Origin of the sequence: Brevibacillus brevis (assembly GCF_031583145.1) — a bacterium.
Taxonomy (GTDB): Bacteria; Bacillota; Bacilli; order Brevibacillales; family Brevibacillaceae; genus Brevibacillus; species Brevibacillus brevis_E.
Genome location: NZ_CP134050.1, coordinates 4,101,890 through 4,115,099, shown reverse-complemented (window position 1 = coordinate 4,115,099; position 13,210 = coordinate 4,101,890). Strand labels below are relative to the sequence as shown.

At 50.3% G+C, this 13,210-nt stretch carries 14 protein-coding genes; 12 read left to right on the top strand and 2 right to left on the bottom strand.

The genetic code is table 11. The annotated features are described in order from the left end of the window. Nucleotides 1–165: 165 nt before the first annotated feature. The 11 genes from RGB73_RS20430 (at nt 166) to RGB73_RS20380 (ending at nt 10,113) form a co-directional block, all read left to right on the top strand. Entirely contained in the window at nt 166–1,044 is an 879-nt protein-coding gene (locus tag RGB73_RS20430) for a hypothetical protein (RefSeq protein ID WP_238504236.1), read from the top strand. 87 nt (nt 1,045–1,131) lie between these two features. Continuing rightward, complete coding sequence (locus RGB73_RS20425) at nt 1,132–1,629, top strand: hypothetical protein (RefSeq protein ID WP_310764565.1); 498 nt, start codon at nt 1,132–1,134, stop codon at nt 1,627–1,629. Between the two features lie 576 nt (nt 1,630–2,205). Beyond that, nucleotides 2,206–2,337, top strand: coding sequence for a hypothetical protein (locus RGB73_RS20420; protein ID WP_281274232.1), 132 nt, complete (start codon nt 2,206–2,208; stop codon nt 2,335–2,337). Further along, nucleotides 2,334–2,774 carry a PIN domain-containing protein gene (locus RGB73_RS20415; RefSeq protein WP_122905048.1) on the top strand — a complete coding sequence of 147 codons (441 nt, stop codon included), beginning with the start codon at nt 2,334–2,336 and terminating at the stop codon, nt 2,772–2,774. The genes RGB73_RS20420 and RGB73_RS20415 overlap by 4 nt, the downstream gene beginning before the upstream one ends. A gap of 852 nt (nt 2,775–3,626) precedes the next feature. Next, on the top strand, nt 3,627–5,429 hold the full coding sequence (ltrA, locus tag RGB73_RS20410) for a group II intron reverse transcriptase/maturase (protein ID WP_310764563.1): 1,803 nt from the start codon (nt 3,627–3,629) through the stop codon (nt 5,427–5,429). 106 nt (nt 5,430–5,535) lie between these two features. Continuing rightward, a complete protein-coding gene (ssb, locus tag RGB73_RS20405) occupies nt 5,536–5,931 on the top strand; it encodes a single-stranded DNA-binding protein (protein WP_310774450.1) in 396 nt (131 codons plus the stop codon). A gap of 130 nt (nt 5,932–6,061) precedes the next feature. Continuing rightward, nucleotides 6,062–7,111, top strand: coding sequence for a hypothetical protein (locus RGB73_RS20400; RefSeq protein ID WP_310764562.1), 1,050 nt, complete (start codon nt 6,062–6,064; stop codon nt 7,109–7,111). Beyond that, nucleotides 7,108–7,860 (top strand): hypothetical protein, encoded by a 753-nt coding sequence (locus RGB73_RS20395; protein WP_310764561.1) that lies wholly within the window; start codon nt 7,108–7,110, stop codon nt 7,858–7,860. Before RGB73_RS20400 ends, RGB73_RS20395 begins: the two co-directional genes overlap by 4 nt. After that, nucleotides 7,857–8,549 (top strand): PD-(D/E)XK nuclease family protein, encoded by a 693-nt coding sequence (locus tag RGB73_RS20390; RefSeq protein ID WP_310764560.1) that lies wholly within the window; start codon nt 7,857–7,859, stop codon nt 8,547–8,549. The genes RGB73_RS20395 and RGB73_RS20390 overlap by 4 nt, the downstream gene beginning before the upstream one ends. A gap of 13 nt (nt 8,550–8,562) precedes the next feature. After that, nucleotides 8,563–9,576, top strand: a complete 1,014-nt coding sequence (locus RGB73_RS20385) for a DUF932 domain-containing protein (protein WP_310764559.1) — start codon at nt 8,563–8,565, stop codon at nt 9,574–9,576. A 72-nt stretch (nt 9,577–9,648) separates the two neighbouring features. Next, nucleotides 9,649–10,113, top strand: a complete 465-nt coding sequence (locus tag RGB73_RS20380) for a hypothetical protein (protein ID WP_310764558.1) — start codon at nt 9,649–9,651, stop codon at nt 10,111–10,113. 243 nt (nt 10,114–10,356) lie between these two features. Here the strand turns inward: RGB73_RS20380 and istB are convergent, their stop codons facing one another. Continuing rightward, nucleotides 10,357–11,085: an IS21-like element helper ATPase IstB gene (gene istB, locus RGB73_RS20375; protein WP_023555238.1), complete on the bottom strand. Its 729-nt coding sequence runs from the start codon at nt 11,083–11,085 to the stop codon at nt 10,357–10,359. Continuing rightward, complete coding sequence (istA, locus tag RGB73_RS20370; protein ID WP_024985199.1) at nt 11,082–12,587, bottom strand: IS21 family transposase; 1,506 nt, start codon at nt 12,585–12,587, stop codon at nt 11,082–11,084. The genes istB and istA overlap by 4 nt, the downstream gene beginning before the upstream one ends. Nucleotides 12,588–12,640: 53 nt before the next feature. Between istA and RGB73_RS30635 the strand changes: the two genes are divergently transcribed. Then, a complete protein-coding gene (locus RGB73_RS30635) occupies nt 12,641–13,174 on the top strand; it encodes a DUF6573 family protein (RefSeq protein WP_396136118.1) in 534 nt (177 codons plus the stop codon). Nucleotides 13,175–13,210: the final 36 nt, after the last annotated feature.

The following is a 13,210-nucleotide window of genomic DNA, read 5'->3' as shown; positions in this document are numbered from 1 at the left end:
GGAGGTACCGTTCGTTCCATTCCTCCGAGTGGACATAAAAACGGGAGCATTTATTCTGGACGAGCGAGAAGAAAGATATTGGAAGGTATGATCATAGCTACTCTCCCATAAGGATGAGGGCTATTTTTATTTTCTCACATTCATGTGAAAAAGGAGGAATTGTTCATGTTGGCAAACATTTTGGAGCGCAAAGGAGATCAGAAGAACTTTTGGGCGGAGCTGTTCGCAGCCAAACAAAATAACATGGCCATTCAGGCAAATGTTGTCGGCTTGGAGACACACAAATTAAACGGAGAATCCGTTCGCTGCTGGGTATTGGAAGTAGAGCCGACTGGTACTGTGAAAGGCATCGTTCCGCGAATGGAAACAGGCGTGGAAAAAACGTCCGAGATGAATGAATTCCTAGGACAGACCATTCCGGTCATGATCCTGCATATTGACCAGGATGCCGAACAAGTGCTGTGCAGTCGTACCCGTGCCATCGACCTGATGCAGGAAATTGCCTTGCGGCGGATGAAAGTAGGGGATCAATACACGGCAACGGTAACGAAAGTGTCGCAGAACCGCATCGTCGTGGAAACCTCCGGGTTCTCATTTTCGTTTACCAATTCCGACTTGAAATTGCCGTTTAAGAATTTGCGAGACGTGTATCAGGTAGGCCACACGCTCACCGTTGAAGTCAAGGAGATTATTAGGGATGGGCATGCGGCGCAGCAGAGTGAAGCGGCAGCCGGGGAAGATCAAGGCGAGAAAATGCCAGCTTCGTCCATTAGGCTCATCGTGGCCCCTGTTCTCCAGGACAAATGGGAATTGATTGGCACACGGTTCAACCTCCGAGGTGTGTACAAAGGCGTGATTAAACGGCAATTCGATGCTGGGTATTGGGTCGAACTCGTGCCTGGCTTGGATGTGTACTGCCTGCATCCGAAGCGGAGCCTGCACAAAGGCTTGCTCAAAGAGGGACAAGTGGTGTTCATCCAGCTGCAGCGGATCAACAACAAAGAGCGGCGGTTGAGCGGCGAAATTACCCGAGTGATCGGGTGAGAAAACATGTTCGGGAAATCATGGACATTCAACTGGGAACCTACGCAAACCTCATCTCTTGAAGTTCATTCACCGCTTCTGGAATGGATGAAAACCATCGGAATCATCACGGCCACTTCTGCAGACTGGTTTCATGCCACCAAGAGGGAAACGCGGGAAACGATCAAGCAGCTTCTGTCGGCTGGCATCATTATGCGGGGCCAAGCCCAATCCGAGGACAACCAAAAGCTGACTGTTTACGCCATCGAACCGGTTGCCGGCGAAGAGGCCGTAAAAAAACTGATCCTGGAGCGTGTCTTGGACCACTGGCTGGACTATGTGGAGCCCATTGACATTCAGACAAACCCAAGCGGGGGCACGATCCGGATTGGAGACGATCTGGTGGACATTCGGATTCTGTATGGGGATGTCCACCCTCCCGAACGGGAGCGGGTCTTATGGTTCGGAGGAAATTGGGACGAGTTTCGATCGGTTGTTCAGCCGGGACACTTTGCCGCAACCCTGGACGTATGGGAAAAGGGAATGGTGATGAAGTGGGAACAAAATTGGACGCCCGTACCTCTCTCCCTCTTGACGAAGGGATAAAATCTTAGGTAAAATATGGGCAAATCAAGTCCAATATACGAATCATCAGAGGCTTTTTCCGTGGAGCGGATAGGGGTTCGTATACAATCAACCATGTTGAGCATGGGAGATTGCGAAGAAACGGGATACCTCATACCGTTGGGTAGTTGGCAATACCTGTTCCCTATGAGGTTAATGATCTGCGTTGAGCGCAGAACTTGATGGAATGTGTGAGGCTTTGACCCATGGTGCGCCTCTTCCAATCCTGCGAAGGGAAGCAGATTGGACAACATGGGCGGAAAAGATATCGTGCTTGTCGTTACCTGGCAGAGACAAGGCGATATGGTGGTTACGAGAGAGCTAGGCACGGACTCGTAACGGTCGCAAGCTGCAGACGTGTTGTGCATGACTGTAGAACTTGCCACAAGAATGTTCTCGATGGAAGCATAGGCGTAGTACGCTTTTTGCAGGATTGTTTCGTGCAAAAAGAGGTACTACGCCTTTTTGCGTTTTCAGGACATCTCCTCTGAGATACAATGGGTAGAAAGACGTTGTATCGAAGGAGGTGGAATACACATGCAAAAGGAGAGGGATGACATGGACACTCTTGAAAAAGAACTGGAAGAGTGCTGGAAAGAGGCTGCAAACACGAAGCCATTAAGCGATGAGGAACTGGATGCGATCATTAAAGACGTTCGCAGATCCATCCGTAAGGTGGTGGAACAATGAACGTGGTAATCGACACCAGCACAATCATTCGCGCGACGTTGGAACAAAATAGGATGGCTCAAAGGGCTCTTTCGTTGTCCATTCGGGAACATCAGGTACTACTGACGGATGAGATGGCGAAAGAGCTTGCTGCCACGATTGTCATCGTCGCAGAAAAGAAAGGGCAAAACCCGAAACCACCATTGAGAGTAGCGGCGACTTATTTGCTTCGGGCCAATAGGGTACGCTCAACAACCGTGTATTCCTGGTGCTACGATCCGGATGACTCCATGTTTATTGAGTGCGCAATTGATGGTGGTGCACAAGCGGTCGTCTCCAATGACCGGAGTTTAACGACACTCCATGAGTACGTCACCGATGAAGAGGGGAAAAGACTCATCCAAGAGATTGAGTTTTTGACCCCGGAGGAGTTTGTAAGTAAATACAGCCTGTCATGAGTTTTTTCATCAGGCACAGGAAACCAAGACTTTTCAACCGCTAAGGTTAGGAAGTCTTTTTTTATTTTGTCCCTCGTGCGGGCGTACCAAAAGCACGGGCCGAGAAATCGGCGGAAAGGAGAAGAAATGAATCGAGTCGTCTTGATTGGTCGGCTGACGAAAGATCGTGCGACCTGTTTCCCTATAACCGCCTAAACGCGGGAAATGGGAGGGCAATCGCCCAACTCTGTCCCTGAGTGCAGGAATGACGGCACCATGTCTGCCTGAAACTGCACCGCTAAGACTCCTGCACGCGCCGGGTCTGGCAGGGCACGGGGTGTGAAGCCAGGTAAAGGCGGCTGAACCGCGCCTGGAGCCACCCGAGAGGGAAGGTATGGCGCGGGATAGGCCGGGCGGCTGAAAAGCCGGTCATGGTGAGAACGTCCAAAGCGGACTGACGAATCCCCGAATGTACGGGTCTAAATCGTCACGATGACCGAAAGGCACTGCCAGCGGGAGCTGGGTGGGTGGCGTGGAGTACGAATGGTCTTTAGGAAACACGCTATACCGGACAATGGCGGTATCCAGCCCACAGGCCCAGAGGGGTCACCTAAAACCGGCATGGATAGCTAGGGGACAGGGAACAGGGAAAGCGGCAGACACCCACACCAAACGGACTGCCATCCGGGGTGGTCGCTATAAGGCGGAAGCCGAAATGCGTTTGCTGCCGTGAGAGCGGGGGCGCGACTGATGAAGCTCCTGTAATGGGAGCGGAGGAACAGCCCCCAGTCTTGGGCGCCAAGAACCGATTTTCCAGCGAACTGCAAAGGTCGGGTAGGAACGTGGGGACATTCCGAAAGGAGGAATGCCACGGTGCAGGCTTTAAGATACTGGGAGTACTACGGGATGACCGATACCTTCACCAGACTACATGAAGAGGCGAAGCAAGGGAAGGGGTTCGTCCGCCTCTATGACATCATCACCAGCCGTGAGAACATCCTCCTTGCCTTCCGCACCATCAAAAGCAACAAGGGATCGGTCACACCCGGCACAGATGGGGTTACCATCGAGGATATTAAGAGGATACCAGAGGACGAACTGGTTGAAAAAGTCAGGCGGATACTCTCCAACTACCAACCCAAAAAGGTAAGGAGAGTGTACATCCCTAAAGAAGGCAGAAACGGCAAACGTCCACTCGGAATCCCATGCATGATTGACCGCATCATCCAGCAGGCGTTTAAGCAGGTACTGGAACCGATAACCGAAGCCCACTTCTACAAGCACAGCTATGGTTTCAGGCCGCTGCGCTCGGCACACCATGCGCTGGCACGAGTGCAACACCTCGTAAACCACGCAAGACTTCATTACGTGGTTGACATCGACATCAAAGGTTTCTTTGATAACGTCAACCACTCCCTGCTGATGAAGCAGATGTGGAACATGGGAATCCGGGACAGAAAGGTGCTCCGCATTATCATGAAAATACTGAAAGCCCCCATTGAGGGTGAGGGAGTACCGACCAAGGGCACGCCACAGGGAGGAATCATCTCCCCATTGCTATCCAACATTGTGCTCAACGACTTAGACCAATGGGTAGCAGGACAATGGGAGACATTCCGAACACGGCACCAATACAGCAGCAACGAAAAGAAAAACAGAGCCCTCAAGGAAACCAATCTCAAAGAAGGATACATCGTCCGCTACGCGGATGATTTCAAAATCCTTTGCCGGGACTGGAAAACCGCCCAAAAGTGGTACCACGCCGTCCGCCTGTACCTGAAAGACCGCCTGAAACTCGACATCTCCCCCGAAAAGTCCCAAATCGTGAACCTTCGGAAACGAAAATCCGAATTCCTGGGTTTCACGATATGGGCGATCAAAAAGGGTAAGAAATACGTGGCGCACACGGGCATCCGGGACAAGAAGAAACAGCAAATCAAGAAACAAGCCAAGGAACTCATCAAAAACATCCAGAAATCCCCGACAGCCCAAAATGTGCTACGATACAACAGCTTCGTCCTAGGAATCCATAACTACTTCAAGAAGGCAACACACGTAAACATTGAATTCTCACGCATTGCCTACGACCTAGGCAGGTTCCTGTATAACAGGCTCAAGGGTCTCTCCAGATACGAGCATCCCGAAGACCCGCCACCGACGTACACCAAATTCTATAGGAATGCCTATAGAACGTACAAGGTGGCAGGGGTTTATCTCTACCCGCTGGCAGACGTACAGCATGAATGGAACAGTTATCAATTCAAACAAGAACTAACCCCATTCACTATGCAGGGTAGAGAACTCATCCACAAACGACTACAGGGTGACGTGGAATGGGAACTTCTCAAATTGATGAAGTCCCACATTCCAAACGCAACGGTACAGTATATGGACAACCGCCTAAGCCACTACAGCATGAAGATGGGCAAGTGTGAAATAACGGGCATGTTCCTCTTCGCCGAAGATGTACACTGCCATCACTATCTGCCCAAGCATCTTGGTGGCACGGATGATTTCGACAACCTCAGAATCATCCACAAGGTTGTCCATAGACTGATACATGCCACAGACCCTGAGACGATCCGGAACCTGCTGATACGAATCATGCCATCAAAGACGGTACTGAAGCGCATCAACCAGTATCGGAAGAAAGCTGGGCTGGAACTTATCGGTTAAGTAAGCACCCAAGATGGAACGCCGTATGAGGGGAAACTCTCACGTACGGTGTGAAGGAGGGGAAAAGGCGGCGATAACATCAAAGTCTTACCTATTCCTATCAGAGATGCGCTACACGACAAACGGGATCGCTGTTACGACGTTTACGTTGGCTGTGAATCGCCCGTTTGCCAATCAAGAAGGAGAAAGGCAAGCGGATTTTATCAACATCGTAACCTGGCAGAAACTTGCCGATCTGTGCGCAACCTACTTACGCAAGGGCCGACAAGTTGGGGTGGAAGGAAGGCTGCAAACTCGGTCATACGAAAACCAGGAAGGACGAAAGGTATACGTGACGGAGGTTGTGGCGGACCGTGCTTATTTCCTTGAGAAAGCAGAGGAGACTCGTACGGGCAATCAGCAACCAAGCCATGATCCCTTTGCCCCTGGAGATCCATTTGCCGATCCGTTCGGTGGCTCAGGAAAACCAATCAATATTACGGATGACGATTTGCCGTTCTAGGGAATGGGTCATCGCAGGACAAAAAAGACTTCTCTCTGATGGTTCGGGAGAAGTCTTTTTGTATACACAAAATCCCTCGTGCGGGAGAAAACAATAGCACGTTGGCCGAGAGGCGAAGAAAGGAGATTCCATGAATAACCAACTGACGGTCATCGATGGACAGGAAACTCGCTTGATGGAGGGCTACAGTTACCAAGAGATGCACGCTGTCTTGCAGGAGATGAAACAAAAACTCAATCTGACGCAGCAATTCTTCAAGGAAGTCATGATTGAGGGGCAAGATTACGGCGTTCTGGAAGGTACTGCGAAACCAACGCTATTGAAAGCGGGTGCCGAAAAACTATGCGAACTGTATGGGTTCTCACCGATCGTAAAAATGATCGAAGAAACGGCGGAAAGAGATACCGGCTACTATCGGGCTCGGGTAACGATTAGCCTGATCCATCGTCGCAGTGGGGTAACCATTGCTGATGGTGTTGGGGAAGCCAATACCATGGAAAGTCAATATCGCTGGCGTTGGGTCTTCGAAAACGAGTTGCCGAGGGGGATTGATAAAAACTCCTTGGTACAGAAGAGTTTTCCGAAAAAGAACGGAAACGGAACCTATATCAAATACCGGATCGAAAATGAGGATCTCCACTCATTATGGAACACCGTTTTGAAGATGGCCAAGAAGCGCGGTCTAATTGACGCTGTGCTTTCTGCAACCCGTTCTTCAGGTATCTTTACCCAGGATGTTGAGGACTTGAAAGATTGGGCGGAAGCGGCTCCATCGGATGAACCCAACCAACGACGTGAGAATGGAACGCCCGGTCACAACAGGAACGAAAGCAGAAGGACGTCAAACCGGCTGCAAGGACAAGAAGGGAAGCATTCGCCACAACATCAATCTGGTGCTCACAAGGAACACGCTGCCATCACTCCGTCCGATACGCCCCGTTGGATTACGGGCACCGTAACGGATGTGCAAGGAACAGCCATCAACGACACACCTTGCTTTATTTTGTTCCTGCATAACGGCAGCAAAGTCCTGATTCCGGAAGATCATCCGGTGGCCCAACAAGACTTAAACAACTTGATGGGGGGACAATTGTTAAAGTTCCTTACTCGCACGATGGGAGATTTTGAGGCAATTGCTGGCCGCAGCGGACAAGAGATTCAGGAGGTGCGCAGTGCATGAGCATTTTTCCTGAAATCCTTGACGTTGCAGATCGTTTTAATCTCTTGGCACAGCAAAAGGCTGCGCCGAGAGGTGAGATTCGCATCCATTGCCCGTTTTGCGCAGAGATTGTCGGTACAGCAGATCGCGGGTTCCATCTTTACCTGAATCCGGTCAAGAATACGTATCACTGCTTTCGCTGCCAGGAAAAAGGGGGTGTAGCCAAATTCATCGGTCTTCTGGAGGGAAAAGGCGAACAAGAAGTGATCGATGAATACAAGGCCAAACATGAAGCCGCCCGAAGGAAAAAGCGGAAGAAAAAGACATGGGAAGATCATCCTGCAATGAAGCTTTCCGCACACCAATGGAAATTGATGGGCTTTCTCGGGAAGATCGACGGGAAAATGTTTCACACCAGCCCGAATTATGCACGTGCTGTTCTTCAGTGGGCATGGCGGGAGTGGCAACTATTCACGTCTGAGAAATCAAAGGAAGCGTTCCATGTCCTTCTGCTTGGCAAATACCTGGCGAATGAAAAAGCCGCGGAGGATTTCGTCAGGAAAACCGAGAGAGATACCGGCATTGAAAGCCTTTGGGAGCGAGCCGTGAAGATGCATCAGCTCCCCAAGGATTTGTGGGCGGAATGGGCCAAACGAGCGGATGTCATCGTTCGCGAACTTGTAGAAGCAATTCGGAACGAAGAGAAAGCGGCGGATTTGGAAGGGACCATTCAGCGAGAGTTGCAAAACATGAAGGAGAGAACGGCGTGACCTGGAAATGGAGTTATAGCCGACTCTTCAAATATGACTCCTGCCCCCACGCGTACTATTTCCGGTACGTGTTGGGGATGCCGGAGAAGGAAACGGAAGCAATGGCGATCGGGAAGCAATTCCACGAAGTCATTGCTTCTTCTGTTTTACGGCAGCCTCCGCCGACGGGAATTCCGAAAGACGTGCAGGAGTTGGCGATAAAGGCGTATCGACTGTTGCAGACCCACATTTTCAAAGGGGAAATTGTCGCGGTCGAGCGTGAAATCATCACTCCCATTACGGAAACGGATCTGTTCCATGTGGTGATTGATCTCATTGTCCAATACGATATGTTTTCCCTCTCAATTTACGACTGGAAAACATCCTGGGCAGTTTATGAGGTCATGCAAAAGCCCAAACAACTGCTTCTCTATGCTTGGAGCGCATGGCAATCCGGCCTTTACGCTTCGGAGGTCGCTTATCTGTTTCCGAGAAAGAATGAAATCAAAACAGCACAGGTAACGCCTGAAGCGATTGCGGAAACCCTTGATTGGGCCAAGACGCAGATTCATCAGGCGAGACACGCTTATCAGGAACTAAAAAAAGGGACCCCACCGGAGATAGCATTCCCGCCCAAATTAGGAAGTGGCTGCACCAACTGCAGCTATATCCGCGAATGTCCCATGACGAAAAAATACCAAGTTCATTGAGGAGGAATGAATCATGAATTACATGCACAATGCAGGAGAAAATTTCAAGCGGATTTTAGACGAACTGAACCGTCAAGCACAGCAAAAGGAAGATTTCGTTGTACCGGCCAATCAGATTCGGATGCGTGACGATGGAAACTTTACGTTCCAGACACTCTTTACGAATGAGGCCACCAGCCCGGCAACCGAATGGGCGGAAAACCAGATGTATCAAAAACTGGAGCTGCCGGCTCGCTTCATGCGCCGCTGCCCAAGTGATTTGAGGGCAACGAACTTTAACTACTTCGCAGAGCGGCTGCCAGGGGACGAGGAATGGATGTTGCGTACGTATCGGTCTCGGTCCGAACAACTGGGCCCCATGATTCGTGGTGCCTTGTCCAAGGATTATAGTCGGTTTGATGATGATCAGTTCCTCGGCATGATCGAATCCATGATTGGGACAGAGGAAGACCATCGGATTTCATACTGGTACCGCGATGAGCGCGGCATGCACCTGCGTATTGTGTTCCCTGATCTGACAAGAAATATCGGGAGAACACTGGAGGGTCGACCGGATGTCCACATGGTAGGGGTCCATTTGTCCAACTCCGAAGTGGGGGCTCGCTCGGTTACGATCCAACCGATGGTATACCGCCTGGTTTGCTCGAATGGCTTGATGCGCTGGACCAATGACGGGGACGTGTTCAAGCAGCGCCACATTCACCTGCGGGAGAAGGAGATGTACGCCCGGGTAGCAGAAGCGTTTACGTCTGCCGTCAAAGCCGGGGATGACATGTTGGAACGGGCTTTGGCTGCCAAAGAGGTCAAGGTGGAAAACCCGCTGGATTTCATCAAAACGCTCGCCAAGGACAAAAAATACAGTCAATCCGTGACGGATACCATCACCAGTAATTACATGGTAGAACCTGGTGACAACCTGTTCTACGTCATGCAGGCCATGACCCGTGCCGCCCAAACTCTTCAAGGGGATGCTCGGGTGGAGCTGGAACAAGATGCCGGCGAACTGCTTACCAAGGTGGCTGTCTAACAGAACGAAAACGAAGAAGCCGATCTGCATGGGTCGGCTTCTCCCATGATCAAAATGGAGGAGGAATATTGCATGAACATGAACGGTCAAACGGTGATTTTTCCATGGGATGAACCGATGGATATCGAAGCGGCAGCGTTGGTTGATGAAGGAACAATCCCAGTGGATCTTCCGGAAGAAAACAAAGAAGAAAATCACAACCAGGCTCAACAATTGGCGGCTGAGATTCTACATTTGGAAGCGATATTGAAAGCCAAGAAGGAAGAGCTAAAGCAGTATGTTGAGCAAAATGGAAAAGTCGTAGTGGGAGACACCCAATTTGATTTTGTTCCGTCGTATTCGTGGGAAGGGAATTGGGAAGCTCTTGCCCGACATATACGGGAAAAAGGGTTGAATCCGTTTGATTTCTTCAAGCTGGGATCAACTGAGGCAACGAAGCTCATGAAAAAGACGGGATGGGATGAAGAGCAGATGAAAGAACACGGTGTCTTTCGTGTCATGTCCGGTAAGCAATTCCGTTCCTCTAAGGTGAAATAACGGAGAAGGGAATACCAGAAGAGCTTGTATATTAATTGCAGCGGAAACTGCAAAGGACCGTAAGCCAGTATCTCAAAGGAGGTGCTGGCTTATTTTATTTATCCGAGGGGGAGGATTGCCAGTCATGAAATTGGAAACGTTTGAGGATTTCCAACGAGCCATATGCGTGTATTTTGCAACTCAAAAATGCAGAGTTTGGCGGCCAATTTATGCAGAACACTGCCAACATCAATACAAAAGAATTTAGGAAGACTTCATGCTGGATAGAGCATGGCGCAGTCGGTAGCTTTCTCCGGTAAACGCCAGAATATGGGCGTGGTGGACGAGGCGATCCACAAGGGCTGCCGTCAATCGCGTATCTCCAAACACCGTATTCCACTGCCCAAACTCCAAATTCGACGTCACAATCACACTGTTTCTCTCATAGCAGGCCGAGATAACATGAAACAACAGCTCAGCCCCCGTTTGGTGAAAGGGAACAAACCCAACCTCGTCCAAAATCAACAACTCACAGTCTGCCAGTTCTTTTTGAAACCGCATCAGTGCCCCATTCGCGTGTTTTTCCTGCAAGAGCGCAACCAGATCGGGAACACGGAAGAATCGAACGGCATATCCCCTTCGGCACGCCTCTACGCCAAGCGCTGTTGCCAGATGGGTCTTCCCCGTGCCCACTTTTCCCAGCATCAGCACATTTTCCTTGCGCTCCAAAAAACGTAGGTCGATCAATCCCTCCTTTGTACATGTTTCCGGTAAGGTGACTGCCTCAAAAGCGTAATCTTCCAGTGTCTTCAGTTGGGGAAACGCGGCTTTCTTTATCAGTCGCTTCAGCTTTGTCTCCTCCCGCCGTTGAATCTCCATCCGCAAGACTCCCAGCAAGAAGCTCTCCCGATCTTCAAACGGCACCTGTTCATAGGTTTCCATCACATGCGCCAAATGCAAAGTTTTGCACACCTTTGCCAGCTCTTCTCTCATTCCACCCTCACCCCCAGGATCCGGTCGTACTCATCCAGCATGGGTATCTGCCCGTGAAGGGCAGGGGGTGTATGCGACTCTGAAAACGGTTCCGGGCGGAAAACAGGGTGTTTTATCGCGTAAAGGGCATGCTCCAAGGCAACAGCCAGATGCTCTTGCTGATGCGACAATTCTCCCAGTACTTGCCCGATTTCCTCCAACGTATAGGTGTCGAGCAATCGATGGAGCAGGCGAATTCGTGCTTTTCGTGCATTCATGTCTTCCACCGTCAAAAACGTTTGGAGCGCCTGAGGCATCATGTTGGTAAAGGAAGAATACATCACCGCCCGCGGGCGTTTTTCATATCTCTTCAATACCGCCTTCCAATCTACTGAAATGACTTTCTCCGTATAGGGACGAGGCAATGTCACAATCGGGGTATATGTCCCGTCTGCCGTTAACACCTCCAGCACATCCCACTTGACTTTCACCAAAACCGGCTGCATGGCCCGACACTGCGGCAACGGGAAGAGAGCCGCGTCAAACGACAGCTCAGCGTATTTGTTCAGGTGGCACGTCTCCAGCCGGAAAATCTCCAGCGGTGTCGTCGGCAGCGTCAGCAGCTTGCATTTTTCTTGCTCCCACAACTCGGCAATGGTTTGCTTTTTCACATAGTGAGGGCGCTGCATATCCGCACGGGCAGCTTCCGCCAAATACGTCTCCAGTTGTTCCGGCGTATCGATAACCGGTGGCGGAACACACCAGTTCCGGCGTCCATACCCCACTTTGTTTTCCACATGGCCTTTCTCATGGCCGCTGTATGGATTGCAAAACAGGGGCTCAAAGCGGTAATGGGCGCAGAAACGCCGAAACGCTTCCGTACACTCTCGTTTTCCGCCTTGCTGGATGGACACAACAGCAGCGGACAAGTTGTCAAACCAAATCTTGCGAGGAACCCCTCCCATTTGCTGAAATAGCCGCCCTAAGGCCTCCAGAAAGCATTCCGTGTTTTCTTTCGGAACCGGGAACACAAAGGCGGCATTGCTGTACGGAAACGACAGGGTCAATACTTTCCGCTCCACCAGTTCTCCCGACTTGACCACGTACACCGTCCCGAAGTCAGCCTGAGCTTCTCCACCTGGATGCTCCAAACGCTCAAAATGTTCGGCTCGTTCGGCTGCCATGGCTTTCTTCCGTTTGGAGACATATTCGGATACCGTTCGCTGCCCGCCAGGGAAGCCGTACTCATCCCGTAACCGCTGAAACATGCGGACGGCTGTATGGCGTTGCTTGCGTGGAAGACGCTCATCATCCTCCAGCCATGTGTCAATAATCTCTAAGTACGGTCCCAACACCGGATGGCGGCCTTTTCGCTTGCATACCGGTTCATTCCAATCGTCGCGATCCGCATATTTCTTGGCGGTTCGCCAATTCACCTGGACACGTTCCGCAATTTCCTGAATCGAACACCCTTCGACTTCTCGCAAAAATCGGATATACTGTTGTTGTGGCACTTTCAACATTCCTCTCACTCCCTCAGATTTTCGCCAAATCCAAGGGTAGATTTTGTAGGGGGATGTTGGCAAGTGCCTTTTTCATGGCCTCAGAATTGCGGTGGAACTCTGCAGTTTTCCGCCGCAATTCTCTGCACTTTTATCCTGCCATAAACACCATATGCGAAGGAAGATTAGTCGACGTATCGGATACGGCTAAAGAGATTGGGATCAGAATTCCGGTAGCGGTCTCTTCTGCCTTATGGAAAACCTATATTGAACCCGAAGAGTCGATTACAGTAGGACAATCAACAAACGAACGAATCTGGAATGTGATTAGTTTACTGCTTTCAACCCTAAAAAGCGGGATGAAACCGTTCGACGATAGCTCTTCTCTCATGGTTCAGTATCAGGTTCATTTCGTAATCAATGGAGTCCTTACCATGTCAACCCTTAAGGCGATCATTCGGAAAACCGCAGAAAGGAAGTCATTCATTCAGATCATGTTGGAGGATGAAGCTGAACAAAACAATCCTGACAGAAAATACTTTTGCAGGGAGTGTAGGTTTACATTGTATCTCGAAACAAAGCCAGAAAGTTACATCGAATGTAGATGAGCTAACTGGCATGAAAAAACATTACATTTCGCCTAC

Coding starts and splice junctions, on each gene's coding strand:
- RGB73_RS20430 (WP_238504236.1), top strand. CDS start 166: ATGTTGGCAAACATTTTGGAGCGCAAAGGAGATCAGAAGAACTTTTGG.
- RGB73_RS20400 (WP_310764562.1), top strand. CDS start 6,062: ATGAATAACCAACTGACGGTCATCGATGGACAGGAAACTCGCTTGATG.
- ssb (WP_310774450.1), top strand. CDS start 5,536: ATGCGCTACACGACAAACGGGATCGCTGTTACGACGTTTACGTTGGCT.
- RGB73_RS20385 (WP_310764559.1), top strand. CDS start 8,563: ATGAATTACATGCACAATGCAGGAGAAAATTTCAAGCGGATTTTAGAC.
- istA (WP_024985199.1), bottom strand. CDS start 12,587: ATGTTGAAAGTGCCACAACAACAGTATATCCGATTTTTGCGAGAAGTC.
- istB (WP_023555238.1), bottom strand. CDS start 11,085: ATGAGAGAAGAGCTGGCAAAGGTGTGCAAAACTTTGCATTTGGCGCAT.
- RGB73_RS20415 (WP_122905048.1), top strand. CDS start 2,334: ATGAACGTGGTAATCGACACCAGCACAATCATTCGCGCGACGTTGGAA.
- RGB73_RS20420 (WP_281274232.1), top strand. CDS start 2,206: ATGGACACTCTTGAAAAAGAACTGGAAGAGTGCTGGAAAGAGGCTGCA.
- RGB73_RS20395 (WP_310764561.1), top strand. CDS start 7,108: ATGAGCATTTTTCCTGAAATCCTTGACGTTGCAGATCGTTTTAATCTC.
- RGB73_RS20425 (WP_310764565.1), top strand. CDS start 1,132: ATGAAAACCATCGGAATCATCACGGCCACTTCTGCAGACTGGTTTCAT.
- RGB73_RS20380 (WP_310764558.1), top strand. CDS start 9,649: ATGAACATGAACGGTCAAACGGTGATTTTTCCATGGGATGAACCGATG.
- RGB73_RS30635 (WP_396136118.1), top strand. CDS start 12,641: ATGTTGGCAAGTGCCTTTTTCATGGCCTCAGAATTGCGGTGGAACTCT.